General features: G+C 38.0%; 13 protein-coding genes. 5 read left to right on the plus strand and 8 right to left on the minus strand.

Features of this window, described 5'->3' with window-relative positions:
• The first annotated feature begins 299 nt into the window (after positions 1-299).
• The 5 genes from acs (at position 300) to GD597_RS12120 (ending at position 9,879) form a co-directional block, all read left to right on the plus strand.
• On the plus strand, positions 300-2,225 hold the full coding sequence (gene acs / locus GD597_RS12100; protein ID WP_171608114.1) for an acetate--CoA ligase: 1,926 nt from the start codon (positions 300-302) through the stop codon (positions 2,223-2,225).
• Between the two features lie 977 nt (positions 2,226-3,202).
• On the plus strand, positions 3,203-6,175 hold the full coding sequence (locus GD597_RS12105; protein ID WP_235954277.1) for a SusC/RagA family TonB-linked outer membrane protein: 2,973 nt from the start codon (positions 3,203-3,205) through the stop codon (positions 6,173-6,175).
• Between the two features lie 19 nt (positions 6,176-6,194).
• Complete coding sequence (locus tag GD597_RS12110; RefSeq protein ID WP_171608115.1) at positions 6,195-7,814, plus strand: RagB/SusD family nutrient uptake outer membrane protein; 1,620 nt, start codon at positions 6,195-6,197, stop codon at positions 7,812-7,814.
• Between the two features lie 25 nt (positions 7,815-7,839).
• Positions 7,840-8,673 carry a SusE domain-containing protein gene (locus tag GD597_RS12115; RefSeq protein ID WP_171608116.1) on the plus strand — a complete coding sequence of 278 codons (834 nt, stop codon included), beginning with the start codon at positions 7,840-7,842 and terminating at the stop codon, positions 8,671-8,673.
• 60 nt (positions 8,674-8,733) lie between these two features.
• Positions 8,734-9,879 carry a SusE domain-containing protein gene (locus GD597_RS12120; protein ID WP_171608117.1) on the plus strand — a complete coding sequence of 382 codons (1,146 nt, stop codon included), beginning with the start codon at positions 8,734-8,736 and terminating at the stop codon, positions 9,877-9,879.
• Between the two features lie 278 nt (positions 9,880-10,157).
• Here GD597_RS12120 and GD597_RS12125 read toward each other — a convergent pair whose 3' ends face one another.
• From GD597_RS12125 to GD597_RS12160, 8 genes are all read right to left on the minus strand, one after another.
• Positions 10,158-10,613: an RDD family protein gene (locus tag GD597_RS12125; protein ID WP_171608118.1), complete on the minus strand. Its 456-nt coding sequence runs from the start codon at positions 10,611-10,613 to the stop codon at positions 10,158-10,160.
• A 238-nt stretch (positions 10,614-10,851) separates the two neighbouring features.
• A complete protein-coding gene (locus GD597_RS12130; protein WP_171608119.1) occupies positions 10,852-11,787 on the minus strand; it encodes a WD40 repeat domain-containing protein in 936 nt (311 codons plus the stop codon).
• 224 nt (positions 11,788-12,011) lie between these two features.
• Positions 12,012-12,311, minus strand: coding sequence for an AtuA-related protein (locus GD597_RS12135; RefSeq protein WP_171608120.1), 300 nt, complete (start codon positions 12,309-12,311; stop codon positions 12,012-12,014).
• The gene (locus GD597_RS12140) at positions 12,308-13,636 is read right to left on the minus strand and encodes an acyclic terpene utilization AtuA family protein (RefSeq protein WP_171608121.1); all 1,329 of its coding nucleotides are present in this window, start codon (positions 13,634-13,636) and stop codon (positions 12,308-12,310) included. Before GD597_RS12140 ends, GD597_RS12135 begins: the two co-directional genes overlap by 4 nt.
• On the minus strand, positions 13,633-14,928 hold the full coding sequence (locus GD597_RS12145; RefSeq protein ID WP_171608122.1) for a CitMHS family transporter: 1,296 nt from the start codon (positions 14,926-14,928) through the stop codon (positions 13,633-13,635). The genes GD597_RS12140 and GD597_RS12145 overlap by 4 nt, the downstream gene beginning before the upstream one ends.
• 5 nt (positions 14,929-14,933) lie before the next feature.
• Positions 14,934-15,812, minus strand: a complete 879-nt coding sequence (locus GD597_RS12150) for an alpha/beta hydrolase (RefSeq protein WP_171608123.1) — start codon at positions 15,810-15,812, stop codon at positions 14,934-14,936.
• Positions 15,813-15,897: 85 nt separating this feature from the next.
• A complete protein-coding gene (locus GD597_RS12155) occupies positions 15,898-16,932 on the minus strand; it encodes an alpha/beta hydrolase (RefSeq protein WP_171608124.1) in 1,035 nt (344 codons plus the stop codon).
• A gap of 299 nt (positions 16,933-17,231) precedes the next feature.
• A complete protein-coding gene (locus GD597_RS12160; RefSeq protein WP_171608125.1) occupies positions 17,232-17,744 on the minus strand; it encodes a 2'-5' RNA ligase family protein in 513 nt (170 codons plus the stop codon).
• Between the last annotated feature and the right edge of the window lie 769 nt (positions 17,745-18,513).

An 18,513-nucleotide genomic window follows, 5' to 3' on the forward strand; every position in this document is an offset into this window, starting at 1 on the left:
AGTTATTGGCCCGGGCATTTTCATGGCTATTGGGCACCGCTTGCGTCGCACACTTGTACAGCAGAATAAGCAGCAACAAAATGTATGATAGTACCCGTTATAATCCAAAAAATAACCTTTTATGGTAGTTTTATTGGCATTATTATATTGCCGCCATATATGAGGAACCCTGAACCGAGCGTGGCAAGAGACGATGCCATTTGTAATACTGTTCACTCACCAAAATCTTATGCAAACGATTTATATGCGTAATAAATATTTTTATAGTGTAAATTTAGCCCCATAAATTACTGATTGTTATGTCATATCCTTATCAGATCACCTCATTAGATGCATATAAAGCAGCGTATAAAAAAAGTGTAGAAAATCCGGATGAATTTTGGGCAGATGTTGCCGACAATTTTGTTTGGAAACGTAAATGGGATAAAGTGTTGGAATGGAATTTTAACGAACCTAAAGTTGAATGGTTTAAAGGTGCACAGCTAAATATTACCGAGAATTGTTTAGACCGCCACCTGGCTACAAAAGCTAATATTCCTGCACTTATATGGGAGCCAAACGACCCCGATGAACATCACCGCATTTTAACCTATAAGGATTTGTACAATAAAGTTTGCCAGTTTGGTAATGTACTTAGAAACAATGGGGTAAAAAAGGGCGACAGGGTGTGTATTTATATGGGAATGATACCCGAACTGGCTATTGCTGTATTGGCTTGTGCACGCATTGGCGCCATACATTCTGTGGTTTTTGGGGGCTTTAGTGCCCAAAGTATTGCCGACCGTTTATATGATGCCCAGGCAGAATATATTGTAACCTGCGATGGTGCTTACCGCGGTAATAAAGACATACCATTAAAAAGTGTAATTGATGATGCTTTAATTGGTAACAGAACCATAAAAAAAGTAATTGTATCTACCCGTACCAGAACTCCGGTAAGTATGTTAAAGGGCCGTGATCTTTGGTGGGAAGAGGAAATAAAGAAAGTAGAAACCCTGGGCATGACAGAATGTGTGCCTGAAGTAATGGATGCAGAAGATCCATTGTTTATTTTGTATACTTCCGGCTCAACCGGTAAACCAAAAGGCGTAGTGCATGCCTGTGGCGGTTATATGGTTTGGACCAATTATACTTTTGTTAATACCTTTCAATATACGCCTGGAGATATACATTTTTGTACAGCAGATATTGGCTGGATTACCGGGCATAGTTATATTGTATATGCTCCATTAAGTGCAGGTGGTACCTCGTTATTGTTTGAAGGCATTCCAACTTTCCCCGATGCTGGCAGGTTTTGGGATATTATTGAAAAATTCAGGGTAAATATTTTGTATACAGCCCCCACTGCCATACGCAGTTTAATGGGTTTTGGTATTGGTCCTTTGCAGGGTAAAGATTTATCTTCTTTAAAAATATTGGGCACCGTTGGCGAGCCAATAAATGAAGAAGCCTGGCATTGGTATGATGAGCATGTAGGTAAGAAAAAATGCCCTATTGTAGATACCTGGTGGCAAACAGAAACAGGTGGTATTCTTATTTCAAATTTGGCCGGCGTAACACCGGCAAAGCCAAGCTGGGCAACGCTTCCCATGCCGGGAGTACAATGTATACTGGTAGATGAAAACGGCAAAGAAGTTACAGAATTTGAGGATGGTGTTAAAAAAGGCAACCTGTGTATAAAAGCACCATGGCCTTCTATATTGCGCACTACTTATGGCGATCATGAACGTTGTAAGTTAAACTACTTTAGTACCTACGAAAATTACTACTTTACAGGTGATGGAGCGATGCAGGACGAGGAAGGAAATTTCCGAATTACAGGCAGGGTAGATGATGTTTTAAATGTAAGTGGCCACCGTATAGGTACTGCCGAAGTGGAGAATGCCATTAACATGCATGCCGGTGTGGTAGAAAGTGCAGTAGTAGGTTACCCGCACGATATAAAAGGGCAGGGTATTTATGCCTATGTAATTTATGGTAACATGCATGGCGATGAAAGCTTAACCCGTAAGGATATTTTGCAAACTGTTACTCGTGTAATTGGTGCTATTGCCAAGCCTGATAAAATTCAATTTGTTACGGGTTTACCAAAAACACGAAGTGGCAAAATTATGCGTAGAATATTGCGTAAAATTGCTGAAGGCGAAACGGAAAACCTGGGCGATACTTCTACCTTGTTAGATCCGCTGATTGTTGATGAAATAAAAAACAATCGGTTACAGTAATTAAACTAAACTTTTTTATACAGACGCATAGATGTATTTCTATGCGTCTTTTTTTTGTGGTTATTGACCGGGCAATTGATTAAGTATGAAGCATTGTTGCGTCGCACACTTGTACGGCAGGAAGGGAGGGGAGCTGGAATGTGTGATGTGTAAATGTGCGGGTGGGTGGATGTGTGGATGTGTGGATGTGCAAATGTGTGGATGTGCGGATGGCGATGGGTGGATTTGGGAATGTGCGGATTTGGGGATGATGGATGAGCGGGTGTTGTTTTGCTGATACGAGGGAGGAACGCTGAAGTGTGCGACGCAAGTAATGTTCCCTAAAGATTTATTGTTGGGTACAAAAATGGTAACTGGTTTTGTATTGCTTTATTTGCCGCTATAATGTATTTGGAAATAATATGATTTTAATCAGTTTTTTGAGGTGGGTAGCGGACGTTTATTTAGATAACTGACTTTTTTTTGAGAATTTTATATTGATAATCATGGTGTTAGGTTTTATATAACAATCAGGAAAGTTGTGCAGGCAGCTAATTAACATCATTTGCTCAAATATGGAGTTTATATAATATTGCAGCGTAAATCTAAAGCTGTTTGTCTATGTAATGTTCGCCGTTGACTGCCTTGGAAATACGCCACCTGTAAAAGAATTTCTGTTTTTTTTGATATTTAATGTAAACAACAACAAAAACGTTAAAATTTTTTTTTCTGTTGTGTAAAAAATACACATATTTGCTTTTTAATGTGTAAAATTTACACCTTAATAAAAACGATCGCTTGTATATGAGAATGCTTAACACAATAAATAGTGTTTGCGGTGCAAAACCTGTTTTGCATTTTTTCGCTTCCTGCGATGGTAATTCATTTCTTAAAACTCCCAATATAGAAAAGGATAGCTGCATATGTAATTGTGATACGCAATTATATCCACTGATGGCTGTCAAATATTTTTCAAAAAAACAAGTAAATCTATCATTATGAATCCGAAACGATTGTTGATGGTACTTGCTCTGCCATTGTTGCTGTTAGGTTTAACTGCAGCTGCACAGGATAGAGTTGTATCAGGTAAAGTAAAAGACGCTAAAGACGGACAACCCATTGCCGGGGCATCTGTTCTTGTAAAGGGTACCAGCATTGGTACGCAAACTATTGCAGATGGCAGCTTTCAAATTAAAGTTCCGGCTACTGCAAAGGCATTGGTTATTTCATATGTTGGCTTTACCCAGCAGGAAGTAGCAATAGCCGGTGATGAGGTATCGGTTTCATTGGTATCTGCCAGCACTTCTTTAAGCGATGTGGTAGTGGTAGCATATGGAACCAGAAAGAAAACAGATTTAACCGGTTCGGTTGTTGCTGTTTCTGCCAAAGATTTTCAAAAGGGTAATATTGCTTCATCGGAGCAATTACTACAGGGTAAGGTTGCAGGCTTGCAGGTTACCTCCGGTGGTGGTTCTGCAGGTGGTGGCAGTAAAATCCGTATTCGTGGCGGTGCTTCTTTAAATGCCAGTAATGATCCATTAATTGTAATTGATGGGGTGCCGGTAGAAAGCAATGGTATTGCGGGTTCGGCTAATTTATTAAATACCATTAACCCCAACGATATTGAATCAATGAGTGTATTAAAAGATGCCTCTGCAACAGCATTGTATGGTTCAAGGGCATCGAATGGTGTAATTATCATTACTACTAAAAAGGGTGTTAAGGGTAAAGTAAAATACAATTTTAATACTCAGGCTGCAGTAGGTACCGTTGCCAATATGGTAGATGTATTAACTGCTGACCAGATTAGGGCTATTATTACTGAAGATGCAGCTGCTACCGGATTGAATACCTATAAAAATTTATTAGGTTCAGCAAATACCGATTGGCAAAAACAAATTTATCAGTCGGCACCAGCTTTTGATAATAATATAAGCGCCAGTGGTAGTTTAGGTAAAAACCTGCCATTTCGTTTATCACTTGGATATTTAAACCAGGATGGTGTGCTAAAGACCAATAATTTTGATCGTTTAACTTCTGCTTTAAACTTATCTCCCAAGTTTTTTGATGATCATCTTTCTGTAAATATTAATGTGAAAGCATCTAAAACAAGTAACCGTTTTGCAAACGAAGGTGCAATTGGTTCAGCTGTTTCATTTGATCCTACACAACCGGTTTTTGCAGATAACAAATTTGGTGGTTATTATGAATGGTTACAGACCGATGGTAAACCCATTGACCTGTCTACCCGTAACCCATTGGGTTTATTGTATTTGCGCCATAATACCTCCAGCGTAAACAGGGTAATTGGTAATGTACAGTTAGACTATAAAATGCATTTTTTACCTGATTTACATGTATTGGTAAATGTTGGTATTGATAATGCCAGTGGTGAAGGAAATGATAATACTGATTCTATTTCTGCTACCAATTATAAAACAGCAGGTCGTTTCCAGTATTACGAGCAAAAAAAGAAAAATACGTTGGCTGATGTATCACTATTTTACAATAAAGACCTGAAAGAAATTAATAGTAAGATTGATGTGTTAGTGGGTCATAGCTACCAGGATTTCCTTACTGAGGTAAGCAATTATGCAGCATTTGGACAGGATGGAAAAGAAATTGACGGAACAGCACCATCATTTGCTACAGATAAACCACGTTACAGACTAGAATCTTATTTTACCAGGTTAAACTTTACTGTTCAGAATAAATATTTATTAACTGCCTCTTTAAGAAGTGATGCCAGTTCTAAATTTTCTAAAGAAAACAGGGTAGGTTATTTCCCTGCATTTGCAGCTGCCTGGAAATTGAAGGAAGAGTTTTTTAAAACATCCAGTTTTGTTAACGATTTAAAACTGCGTTTAGGTTGGGGTATTACAGGCCAGCAAGATGGTATTGGTTATTATTCTTACCTGCCAAGATATTCTCAAAGTAATGCTACTGCACAATACCAGTTTGGCGATGCATTCTACTATTATTTGCGTCCTGAAGGATATGATGCTTCCATTAAATGGGAAACTACAACAACCACTAATATAGGTTTGGATTTTGCTTTTTTAAACAACAGAATCACCGGTAGTTTTGATGTGTATGAAAAGAGAACTGAAGATTTGCTGAGTGAAGTACCGGTAGCACCAGGTGCCAACTTTGTAAATAAAATTACCACCAACGTAGGTAATATGAAAGTAAGAGGGTTTGAATTTACATTAAATACTGTACCGGTTAGAAATGAAGATTTTTCATGGGATTTGGGTTTCAACGTTTCTTATAACAAATCAGAAATTACCAACCTGTTAAAAAATCAGGACCCTAATTTTAAAGGTATAGATGTAAGTGGCATTGGTGGTGGTACTGGTAATACTATCGGTATTCATGCTGTAGGATATGCACCATATACTTTTAATGTATTTAAGCAGGTGTATGATAAAACTACAGGCAAGCCAATTGAAGGTTTGTACGAAGATTTAAACAGGGATGGTATTATTAATAATGATGACAGATATTATTATAAAAAACCAGCACCGGATTTTCTTATTGGATTTAATACTCAGGTTACCTACAAACAATTTAGCGTTGGTGTTGCAGCCCATGGATATTTAGGTAATTATATCTATAATAACTATAATTCAAGTAATGGTGTTTTAAGGGCTATTAAAAATCCAATTAATTTTATTGGTAATGCTTCAACAAATTACCTGGAAACTGGTTTTGATAATAACCGTTATTTATCAGATTACTATATTGAAAATGCTTCTTTCTTCAGGTTAGACAATATTAATCTGGGTTATAATGTTGGTCGTGTATTTAAGGATAAAGCTTCTATGAGATTGGCTGCCAGTATTCAGAATGTATTCGTGATTACCAAGTACAAAGGATTAGATCCGGAAAACGCCAGTGATTCTGGTGTGGATGGCAATATCTACCCACGTCCCAGAACATTCTCTTTTGGCGTAAACCTTGATTTCTAATTATTAAATATTGAATGAGATGAAAAATATAATAAGAAACATTTTTATAGCTGGGGTGGCAGTAGTAACTGTTAGCTCCTGTGCAAAAAAGCTGGATTTGTTTCCGCAAAACGATTTAACGCCTGCCACAGCTTATTCCACCGCTGATGGTTATAAAAATGTACTGGCAAAAATTTATGGCGGATTGGCCAGTACAGGTAATACCGGCCCTGCCGGAAGTTCAGATATCCAGGGCCTGGACGAAGGCTCACAGTCACCTTTTATCCGTGGTTTCTTCAATTGCGAAGAATTGCCTACTGATGAAGCCGTTGTGGCATGGAACGACCAAACCATTCATGATTTTCATGATTTAAAATGGAGTTCTTCTGATCCTTTTCTGTTGGGTATGTATGCACGTCCAATCTACAATATTACTATTGGTAATGAGTATTTAAGAGAATCTACTGATGATAAACTGGCTTCCCGTAATATCACAGGTGCAGACGCAGAGTCAATTAAAGAATCAAGAGCTGAAGTACGTTTTCTGCGTGCATTTAATTATTGGGTAATGTTGGATTTGTTTGGTAAATCAACTTTTATTACTGAAGACGATGGTATCGGTACTTTCTTGCCAAAAGAAATACAAAGACCAGAATTGTTCTCCTATATCGAAAGTGAATTACTGGCCATACAATCAGATCTTGCTCCTGCTAAAACTGCCGTATATGGCAGGGTTGATCAGGCTGCAGCATGGGCATTATTGGCTCGTTTGTATTTAAATGCAGAAGTGTATACCGGTACTGCTAAATTTACTGAAGCAGCTACTTATTCCAAAAAGGTAATCGATGCGGGTTATGCTTTACAACCCGACTATAGAAAACTGTTTATGGCAGATAATGATAGCCAGAAAGATGAGTTTATTTATGCCATTAATTGCGATGGTTTAAAAACACAATCTTATGGTAATACAACTTTCTTTGTACACTGCGCAGCCGGTGACGACCACGCTGACTTTGGTGTAGGTGGTGGTTGGTATGGCTACAGGTCTACCGCTGCATTCGCTTCATTATTTACTGATTTAACCGGCGAAACAGACCAGAGAGCATTATTTACTACATCTGCGTTCACTCCTTCTCCAGAGCAATTGGTAATCAATAATATTTCTGATTTCAATAACGGTTTACATGTAAACAAATATGTAAATATCCGTTCAGATGGTGGTGCTGTTTCTGATGTGCAAAACAACTTCTCTGATGTTGATTTCCCTGTTTTCCGTTTATCAGAAATGTACCTTATTTATGCAGAAGCCCATTTACGTGGCGCTGGTGGTACCGATGCGGCTACAGCATTGGAATATGTAAACAAAATCCGTTACAGGGCTTATGGCAATAGCTATGGTCCAGGCGAAATTGGTAAATTGTCATCTGCTGATTTAACACTTCAATTAGTATTAGACGAGCGTGGACGTGAATTGTACTGGGAAGGTCACCGCCGTACCGATCTTATTCGTTATGGTTTATTAACTTCAGGTACTTATTTATGGCCCTGGAAAGGTGGTGTTTCATCTGGTACAGCTGTAGACAGCAAGTATAATATTTTCCCGATACCTGCTGCCAACCTTACAGCTAATCCTAGCTTAACACAAAATGCAGGATATTAATTATTTACTGATAAAATCATTCATTATGAAAAATATATCAAGAGCATTATTTCTTTCATCTTTCCTTGTCATCTTCCTGTTTTCTTGTAAGAAGGATGAAGTGAAAAATTATTTTGAAGGGGGTACCGCACCGGTGCTTTCCGCTTCAACTACCGCCATTACGCTGGGCTATACTACAGCAACAGACGAAGCTATTAAGTTAAGCTGGACAAATCCAAACTACACTTTTACTACAGGTGTAAGTTCACAGGATGTGGCCTACCTGGTAGAAATAGACAAAGCCGGCAACAATTTTACCAATCCGCAAAAACAAACTATTGCAGTTAGTAAAGCATTAAGCCTGTCTATCTCTCAAACACAGTTTAACGATTATATGTTAAACCAATTGGTATTGCCTTTAAATGTACAGTCAAACCTCGAAATCAGGGTAATAGCCAGTTTCTCAAGTGGTGCGGAAGCATTGGTATCCAATGTGCTTTCTGTAACAGCTACTCCTTATGCTATTCCTCCAAAAGTACCTGTGCCAATTGATGGTACATTATGGATGGTAGGCGACGCTGCTCCTTCAGGATGGTCTAACCCGCTGCCTACACCTTATGATGCTTCACAACAGTTTACACAGGTGTCAGAAACCCTGTACGAACTTACTGTAAACTTACCCGGTGGTGGTGGTTATAAACTCATTCAACAACAGGGAGATTGGGGCAAACAATACCATATGCTCGCAGGTGGTACCTGGGAAGGCGGCGATTTTGAAAAGAAAGATTCTGATCCGCAATTCCCTGGCCCTGTATCATCAGGTACCTATAAAATATCAGTAGATTTTCAAAGAGGTAAATTCACTGTAACAAAACAATAATCTGCAGGCGGAAAAAGCATTTATTCCCGCACAGCATCTTATACCAATAAAAAAAGATTTATGAAACATATATCTAAATTATTCCTCCTCTCTATGGCAGCCGCCCTTTTATTTATGGGCTGCGATAAAGTAGGAAATCTGCCAAGCTATAAAAATGGCATCGCACCTGTATTAAGCAGTTCTACCAATTCGGTAGCCGCTGCTCCGGCCGATTCTTTGAATAATGTGCTTACATTATTATGGACATCGCCAAAATACGAAACCAACCTGCTAACCGTAAAGTATGTTGTAGAAATAGATACTGCCGGTGGTAATTTCGCCAAAGCAAGCTCAAAAACTATTTCCGGCGATTATGGTATTTCTTATACAGCCAAAGAATTAAATAACATTCTACTGGGCTATGGTTTTGCATTTGGCGAACCACACGATATGATTATCCGTGTTACTTCTTCTTATGCCAATAATAACGAGCCCTATACTTCCAACACCATTACCGTGCAAATGACGGCCTATAAAATACCTCCAAAAATTGCTTTGCCAACATCAGGTAAACTGTTTATTGTAGGCGATGCAACCGATGGTGGATGGAATAACCCGGTACCCGTTCCGGTTCAGGAATTGGTACAGATAGACGAAACCACTTATGGTGGTGTATTCCACCTCAATGGCGGTAAAGAATACTTAATTCTACCCGTAAACGGAGATTGGGGCCACAAATTCTCAGTAGCCAATAAAGGGCTGGAAGGTTTAAGCGCAGGTGGCGATTTTGGATACGATTTTTCCGATAATTTCCCTGCACCTGCCACCTCAGGCACATATGCCATCACCCTCGATTTTCAAAAGGGTAAATTTACCGTTGTGCCATACACTGGCTTCCTGCCAACCAATTTATTCATAGTTGGTAATGCAACCGAAGGTGGTTGGAACAATCCGGTGCCAACACCCTCTCAGCAGTTTAACAGAATAAATTCTTCTGTATTCGAACTAACCCTGCCTCTGGTAGGTGCCGGCGAATATTTAATGTTGCCTGTAAATGGAGACTGGGGTAACAAATTCTCTGTATCCAATAAATCATTGCCCGGTTTAGATGCCGGCGGAGATTTTGGGTATAACCTGTCCGATAATTTCCCTGGCCCAGCCACCAGCGGTACCTATAAAGTAACAGCCAATTTCTTAACACAGAAATTTTCTGTAACGCCACAATAATTATGGTAAGTTCAACATAAAGCAAAGCCTGCACAGCATTGTGCAGGCTTTCTTATTTAATTATGGGCCCGGCTTTGGTACTGCTATCAGGCATCCTTGCGTCGCACTCTTGTACGGAGGGTAATGCTATGCAGCTTTTATGAAAGGGGAATTATTGTTTGATTTCGAATAAATCAACTCTATAAGTTTCAAGTATAGTTCTGAGAGGAGCAGGGACGAAATCCGCTTTGCTTACTTGACCGCACCCAGTTTTGTCATACTTTTGCTCTATAATTTATTTAGTGTTGCTCTGGGTCTTTTGTGTCAACTACAATAGTTTTTGCCCACATGTCGCCGAGTCGTTGATGCTTATCTGTATTTTTAATTGCAATAATCCCAGGGATACCCCAGAATAAAATGTCTATTGGGTCAAGCAAATGTCGTTTCAAAGCTTGTATTAATTCGATTTCTTTTCTGTCAAGCGTTGTCACTTTCAAATAAAGAGCTTGATGAGCAAACGTCGCACCATACATGGCTTCAACAACAACAAAGTATAAAAACCAAAGCATTGGTATTGGTAAAGCCATAAGCCCGTCTACAGTTTTGCCACCTTCACTATTGTCATGCCCAAAGTACATGATGTACATAAATGTCGGGATTAAAACTAACGAGTAGTCAAACATTGTCGCAATAATCTTTTTTTTGAGATTTGTCTTGAACTTAAAAGTGTCATTTGAAAACGAAGTAGGTGTCATGTGTTAGAGTTTTGAACAAATTGCCTGGAATTAAAAAATAGACGAACAAAATAGCCTTACCAAATAAAATCAACTGTTGAAATACAATGTTAGTATGGTGTATCATTTTCCCATTCTATTACCGAAGCAAAGCACGAAGCAAATCTTTGTTGGTCGGCGAACCACAAAAGCGAAGAGGTCTTATGTATGGTTCAGAGAGGAATATGTGGTACCCCCAGCATACTCTATTTCTAACCGTTTATTTAGGTAAATACCAGAAATTAATATTATTGTCTTTTGAGGAAACAATGGCAAACTTTCCATCTGTTGAAAATGTAGCAGAAGTATATTCAGTCTCATATTTTTCTTCAAATGTTTTGATAAGTTTACCTGTATTACTCCACAATTTGGCCGTTCCGTCTTCACTTCCTGTCAAAATATATTTGCCATCTAATGAATATTCTGCCTGATTTATTTCTCCGGAATGTCCTTTTAATATTGTAATTGGCTCTCCCTTTAAATTCCATATTACTGCTGTTTTGTCGAAACTGGCTGTTAGTAGGCTTTTCCCATCTGGCGAAAAACTTGCTGCACTTACTCCACTTATATGTTTTTTTAAAGTCAAAATCTTTTTCCCATTAATGCTCCAAACCGATGCAGTATTATCACAACTGGCAAGTATAATTGATTTGTTATTTGGTGAAAAAGAGGCCTGATAAATTGTACAACTATGTCCTTTAAATGTTTTAATAAGTGTACCATCTGCCGTCCATAATTTTGCCGAATTATCACCGCCGCCGCTTAAAATAAATTTTCCGTCGTTTGAATATACAATAGTCTTAACATATACTTTGTCGGCATTAACGCTTGTTACTTTAGATCCGTCAATATTCCAAATCACAAATGAACCTTCAGATCCTGCTGTTATAAACCGTTTATTGTCTGGTGAAAAAACTACGTCATTCACACTTTTAAGGTGCACCTTTATCGTGTCGATAATTTCCCCGTTTTCATTCCACAAAAAAGCAAAATTGTCATCACTGCCAGATAAAATATATTTTCCGTTGGGTGATTGGGCAATTCCTAAAATAGCTTCCTTATGCCCGGCAAAACTCTTTGCAATTACACAAGATTGTGCATCTAATAAATTGTTGCCAAGAAATATAAGTGATACAAAAAGTAATGTTTTTTTCATATTGGTTGTCTTAATAATCGCTAACTCAAAAATAAACGAACTATTTGGCCATAGCAAAATCACCTGTTAAGAAATCATACCCTATATGGTGCACTTTTGTTGAAACATAGATGTCTATTTTTCCCATTCAATTCTTGATGCGGCAAAACAATAATCCATCAACTTTTCTTTCGTCCCAATCTGTTGTTATGAGAATAAGATGCCTATGCTAACTCTTCCAGGAATCAGATTTCCATTTGCAACAAAGCATAACTGATAGATTTTCCATGGGTATCCAATGCCAGGGAAGTTGTTACACCTCCGGATAATGCATTGTAGCAAACAAATAGCAATGAAGAAATATTTGTTAGTTCATAGCGGATGATTTCTCCCTGCACTATTTTATTTAAATGCGCTTTTACTTTTTCAGAAGTAATTTTTGTACAAAGCATTTCATAATCTGCTTCCTTATAGGGGATCAGTGAAAGCATTAAGGTGTTTCCTTTATCCCCGGCGCGACTGTGCGCTATTTCAAATAGTTTCATGATTCAAAAATGGTTACCTGTGGAGAAATGATGTTACGATCTATCAGGGTGGACACTATTCCAATAACTTCATTTACATATTTTCTGGCGCCACCGCCACCTGCAGGTCCATTGGTGTATAATGCCTCTACTTCTTCACCAATCAATGCTGCTTCCCCTTCGGTAGTGCCTTTAGCAGCAATACGTAGCCTTATTTCATAAGGTGAAATATTGTAATCAAGTGTTGAGTTATGTAAAGCATTAATGCCAATAAAATCAATCCTGAGATCTTTAAATTTATTCTGTAATCTTTTTTGCAATATATCTGCTGCTAATTGTGCCCGTTCATAAGCTGCCTGACCTGCATAAGAAATTTCTCCTTCGCCTAAATAATAAGCTTTGTAGCCAATACTAGCTTTGTATGTATTTGGTTTTTGTTTCCCGCTTCCTCCTGAAACCTGTACTTTATTTTTTCCGCTTTCTTTTAAATGTACTGTTGTAAAATCCGCAATAACATCCGGTGTAAAATATTCATGTGGATTCATTACTTCATACAGCAATTGCTCTTTTGCTGTTTGAAGATTTACCACCCCACCTGTTCCTTCAACTTTACTTATAATCGCAGAGCCATCTGCAAATACATCTGCGAATGGGTGGCCCAACTTATCTAAGTCGTCCACTTTTTTGTGAACGCCATCTGCAAAATAACCGCCTGTTACCTGTCCGGCACATTCAAGTAAATGTCCTATAACTGTTCCCTTGCCCATGAGATCAAAATCATTTGTATTCCATCCAAACTCATGAATCATTGCAGCAAGAAATAAAGAGGGATCAGCAACCCTGCCTGTAATAATTATTTGGGCATCTGTTTGCAACGCCTCCACAATTGCATCAACACCCATATAGGCATTGGCAGAAATTATATTATAGGCACTTAATGGTTTGCCATTTTCAGTATCCATAATAGAAGATGCCTGTTGCTTAATTATACTGAGTACATCATCTCCCGTTATGGCAGCAACTTTTATTTTTATGTTTTGTTGATTCGCAATCCCTATAATTGTTTGTGCCGCAGTAATTGGATTTGCTGCACCCATATTTGTTATAAGCCTGGTTTTATTTTTTACAAGATGGGGCAATAATGTTGTTATTCTTTTTTCAAGCAGGGGGTCATAACCTTTGGAAGGATCCAATAATTTTCTTTTCTGGGCAAGTGCAATAGTTCTTTCCGCCAAACATTCCAGTACCAGGTAATCCAGTTCTCCTTTCTCTGCAAGTATAATTGCCGGTTCAATTCTGTCCCCGGAAAAACCTGCACCGCACCCAATTCTTATTTTGCTTTTCATATATGTATAGAACCTGTTAAAAGTGCAATAATGGTCATTACAATAGTCGTTCCCCATGCCCATTTAAAAATAAAACGCTGATGCTCTCCCAGCTCTACTTCTGCAAAACCAATTAATAAAAATGTAGAAGCAGTAAGTGGACTTAAAGGGAAACCAACTGTCATTTGGCCTAATAAAGAGGCCCTTCCAATTTCAAGCGGATCAATGCCTAACTGTATACAAGTATTGCTCAACACCGGAACAACTCCGTAATAATAGGCATCTGGCGTAAATAATATACTTGCAGGCATACTAATGATTGCTGTGATGGCTGGAATAAACGATGCATGTTCTTTTGGAATAAGATGCACAAGATCTGCTGCCATGGCGGCTATCATTTTTGATTCTGTTAGAATGCCTGAATATACTCCTGCCGCAAATATCATGCTTGAAACTAAAAAAATATTTGCACCATGGGCTTTCATTATTTTTTGCTGGTCAGGTAATTTATTGTAGTTGATTATTAATGCTATTATACTTGCAACTATAAACAATGCAGGCGCAGGCACAACACCTTTCAACAAAATGACGATTAACGAAACAGTAAGTATTGCATTTATAAGAATTAATTTTGGCCTGCGTAATGACCGTTGCTCATCTGAAAAATTTTCTGAGTGCTTATAATCAAACTGAATAATTCCCAATCGCTTTCTTTCCCGTCTTCCAAAAATATAAGCAACAAACAATACCCAAATTAATCCACCTATCATGGCGGGAATATTAGGATTGAACATGTGCATAGCATCTGTATTCAAGGTTGACATGGCACGTACAGATGTTCCCGACCATGGCACCAAATGCATTGGACCAACGCTCAATGCAACAATGCCTGCAAGTATCAATCTGCTCATACCAAGTTTTTTGTAGATAGGCAAGAAAGTAGAAAGCACAATCATAAATGTGGCAGTGCCATCACCATCTAAATGCACCAGCATGGTAAGCAAAGCGGTGCCTACTACCACTTTTAGTGGGTCGCCTTTTACTGAACGAACGATCAGGGCAATCACGGGATCGAACAAGCCTGTATCTAGCATTACAGAAAAATACAACACAGCAAACATGAGCAATATGCCTGTTGGTGCTACTTGCTTTATTCCTGTAAATGCCATTGCGCCAATAGCCTTGTAATCAAATCCTGCAATAAATGCAAACACAATTGGAACCAACACCAAAGCGGTTATTACAGATAAACGCTTTGTAATGATGAGCGCTAAAAAAACAATTATTATTATAAAACCGTAAAAGGAAAGCATGAGTTTTAATTAACATTAATATATGAGCCGTTGCCTATAAAAACTTTTGTAAAGAATAATATATGATAAGGCAGGGAATTTTGCCAATAATCCCAGCTATGCCCACCTGGTCTTTCACTGTAATCATGAGGTGTTCCGTTGAACACTAAGCGCCGATGTAATTCACGATTGGCTTCAATTAAAAAATCGTCAACACCATCATCAAAAATGATGGACAGTTTGTTTGTTTTTATTTTGTCTGCCATGCTTATTACAGAAGCATCTGCATATCGCTGAGGGTATTTTTCAATTGGCCCAAGTATTTTCTCAAACTCTACTTTAATGGCTTTACGTGTTTCTTCAGGTAATTTCCACAATTGCATATCAGGGTTTAATGCACCACTCATACTTCCGGCTGCACAAAACAGATCGGGGTGGCGGGCAGATAAATATAATGCCCCATAACCGCCCATTGATAAACCTGTAATGGCACGCCCTTTCTTATCTTTTATGGTTCTGTAATCCGCATCAATTTTTTCAATTACTTCTTTGGTAATATATGTTTCAAACTGGCTGCCTGTATTCACTTCACTGTTAAGGTAATAGCTGAATATCTCACCTTCGGGCATTACAATAATCAGATTGTATTGGTCTGATAATCGTTGGAGCAAAGTTGAGTCAGGCGTTTTTCTGATCCAGTCGTCAAAGTGACCGTACCCGCCGTGCAGCAAATACAAAACAGGAAATTGATAGGCGCTTTTTGTATAGGCAGATGGCAATACAATAACCGCTTTATAACTTTTGTTCATCACTTTACTTGAAATGGAAATTGTATCTACATTCGATGCAAAACTTCCAGTTGTAAACGCGATAAAAATGATCAAAAAGAAAAGAGATTTTTTCATAAACCTATAAGTTGATTAATGTGATGCAGCACAAGTGAGTGACACAACAGGCGATGCCACAGGCACTGCTGCTTGTAAACAAAAATTATTTCTCGTCAAACTGCAAATAATCGTTAAAGAATGGAAGCATTTCATTCAGCACTCTTCCATCAACTGACCATATTTTATTGGTGTGTGTACCAATATATTCTTCTGCATAATGTTCTATGCCATGATTCTCCAGTTCCTGACTAAACATACCACATTGTACCGCGAAGCGTGGAGCATCATTTCTTCCCCAATCCAGCTTAATGGCTTTTAGTTTTTTGAGATTGGCTGCATATGTATCAATCATATATAAAGGCATATTGGCGCGCCATTTTGCATATACGGCAGTATCAACAACAAGACTATCGCCAACATAATTGAAAGGAAGATCGAAATAAAATGGCGCCTTATTTGGGTTAGGCGACCACGCTCTTGCACAGGCTGCAATTACACGGGGGTAATATGTTTTATCAAGATCTTCTTTTGTTTTGATGGCGGCCAGTTGCTTATATGAATCGCTGTTGGAACCAAACTCTTTTACAAAAGCCAGCAATCCCGGGCTCATGGCATATGCACAATTAAACACATCTGGATAGAGCATTGCAATTTTCAAAACACCATAGCCTCCCATAGAATGCCCTCCAATTCCACGTGCTTCGCGGGTGGCAATTGTTCTGAAATTTTTATCCATAAATGCAACCAGTTCTTTTGCTTCAAAATCGCTCCAGTTTCCGGTTAAGGAAGAGTTACTGTAAAAACTTCCCGAGAATAACGTGTTGTTATCGGCTTGTACCAGGATGAATGGATGAATTTTATTTTTGGCAATCGCCATATCCAGTATGTTTTTCATGAACGGGTAAATAGAATCATTTCCCATAAAACCATGCAGGTAATAAATAACAGGATACCTCTGCTTTGATTGATGGTAACCCGGCGGCAGGTACACAGAAATTCTCCTGTTGGGATTTTCGCCACCTGTGTTTTGCAGGTAAGTTGAATTAATGCTTCTTGTAACAACCGTTCCTGAAACGTTTTGGCTAATGGCAATGTTTGTGTAAATAATGGCAAACAAAACAGCAATTGTTTTTCTCATATGGCCTATGAATTATAAGTTGAAAGATAAGTAAAGATTTAGTTAATCTCAGGAATGTTATATCAAAGTAACTGTAAGCAGTAATCCCCACTTATTATCTAAAAGCTGTGTATTGGCATCGGAATGGTTGCTATCTGGGTGGGCTGTTTAATCATCTTCGCTTTTTTATATACCCATACATGTCCAATAAAGTATTTAACCGTACAAGTGTGCGACGCAAGTATGCTTAATAGCAATACTTCTGTCTGGTAACATAATCTGCTTTTTATACAACTGTTAGAAGCGGTTTTATTGGTGGTTTATGCATTTTTATTAAATACAAAATCGCTTACAATTTCCCATTTGCCGCCATCTTTTTGTTCAATAAGGCTGATGGTGCTAAAATGCAATTTTGAAGGAAATTCTATGCTTTGCATTTCTTGAAATATTTGATTGGTGCAGGTTGAGTTGTTGGGATGCATTAGGGTAATATGCGGCATCTGTTTTCGTGGATTGTTTGCTGGGCCGGCCAAAACTTTTCTGCGTAATTCGTGAAATGTTTTATTGTTTGGCAATGCCGGAAGGAATAATCCTTTACCATTATCAAATCTTTCCACCGGGGCAAATTCAATTACAATTTCGGGATGTGACAAAGCCTGCAGATTGGCAATAACCTGATCAAGCTGCTGTATTTCATCTTCCCGGCATAAAGTAACATGTGCCTTAATTAGTTTAAATTGATTTGGATTGTATGCCTGCCTTACCCACTCAATTGTTTGAGCTTCCGATGCAGCTACAAATAAAGTTAGTTGTTTACGAATTTTGCTAATCACAATACCGCAAAGTTATTTATTAAGAGAATGCGTTGTTTTAATTTGGCATGGGTGAGTAATAGTTTTTAAGGTTTGGAATTGTTATTGTGGTTGCTTAATGCTGTTACAATACAATTACTGTTACGCTTCTTTGCAGCAAACTTTGCGGCATGCCTAATGTTAATTACTATAGTTCTTTTTCTGTTGTGATATAAAGTAAATGCCAGTAACAAACACCCAGGTAATAAGGCAGTCATAAAACAAATTATTAATTATCCAACCAGAATTTGGAATTCTACTGCCACTTAGCCAAAATTGTCTATAGTAAATAAATGGAAAGCCAATGTCAAGTTTATATGTTTCTGCACTTTTATAATAATGCAGCGGATTTATTTGTATTAAAAAGGTAATGAAGGAAACGGAGAGGAATATTATTATTGAAAGTAGTGTCCCAGTGAAAATTGTCCATATTGTTTTTGAATTACTCATAAATTATGGCTTCTTTCAATATAGCAGAAAAAATTCTCTAGTCGGGATTGTTGGCACTAATGTCTTTTCAATAGTTGCCATAATAACCTTGTATATATTGGGCCTTGCTTGCAATTGCCTAAAAATGTTTTTCACTGGTATTGTTTATTTGCTTCTGTCAGATAGCATTTCAGTTCTAAAAATCTTTGCAATTTCAATGAAGTTTTCTCTTGTTATCATGAAGTTGTTTACAATAGTTGGCCAGTTAAAAATACAGGAAAAAACATGTATACAAAAAGATAGCTATAAAAATAAAAGCTAG

Source organism: Limnovirga soli (assembly GCF_013106755.1).
Taxonomy (GTDB): Bacteria; Bacteroidota; Bacteroidia; order Chitinophagales; family Chitinophagaceae; genus Limnovirga; species Limnovirga soli.

Coding starts and splice junctions, on each gene's coding strand:
- acs (WP_171608114.1), top strand. CDS start 300: ATGTCATATCCTTATCAGATCACCTCATTAGATGCATATAAAGCAGCG.
- GD597_RS12105 (WP_235954277.1), top strand. CDS start 3,203: ATGAATCCGAAACGATTGTTGATGGTACTTGCTCTGCCATTGTTGCTG.
- GD597_RS12110 (WP_171608115.1), top strand. CDS start 6,195: ATGAAAAATATAATAAGAAACATTTTTATAGCTGGGGTGGCAGTAGTA.
- GD597_RS12115 (WP_171608116.1), top strand. CDS start 7,840: ATGAAAAATATATCAAGAGCATTATTTCTTTCATCTTTCCTTGTCATC.
- GD597_RS12120 (WP_171608117.1), top strand. CDS start 8,734: ATGAAACATATATCTAAATTATTCCTCCTCTCTATGGCAGCCGCCCTT.
- GD597_RS12125 (WP_171608118.1), bottom strand. CDS start 10,613: ATGACACCTACTTCGTTTTCAAATGACACTTTTAAGTTCAAGACAAAT.
- GD597_RS12130 (WP_171608119.1), bottom strand. CDS start 11,787: ATGAAAAAAACATTACTTTTTGTATCACTTATATTTCTTGGCAACAAT.
- GD597_RS12135 (WP_171608120.1), bottom strand. CDS start 12,311: ATGAAACTATTTGAAATAGCGCACAGTCGCGCCGGGGATAAAGGAAAC.
- GD597_RS12140 (WP_171608121.1), bottom strand. CDS start 13,636: ATGAAAAGCAAAATAAGAATTGGGTGCGGTGCAGGTTTTTCCGGGGAC.
- GD597_RS12145 (WP_171608122.1), bottom strand. CDS start 14,928: ATGCTTTCCTTTTACGGTTTTATAATAATAATTGTTTTTTTAGCGCTC.
- GD597_RS12150 (WP_171608123.1), bottom strand. CDS start 15,812: ATGAAAAAATCTCTTTTCTTTTTGATCATTTTTATCGCGTTTACAACT.
- GD597_RS12155 (WP_171608124.1), bottom strand. CDS start 16,932: ATGAGAAAAACAATTGCTGTTTTGTTTGCCATTATTTACACAAACATT.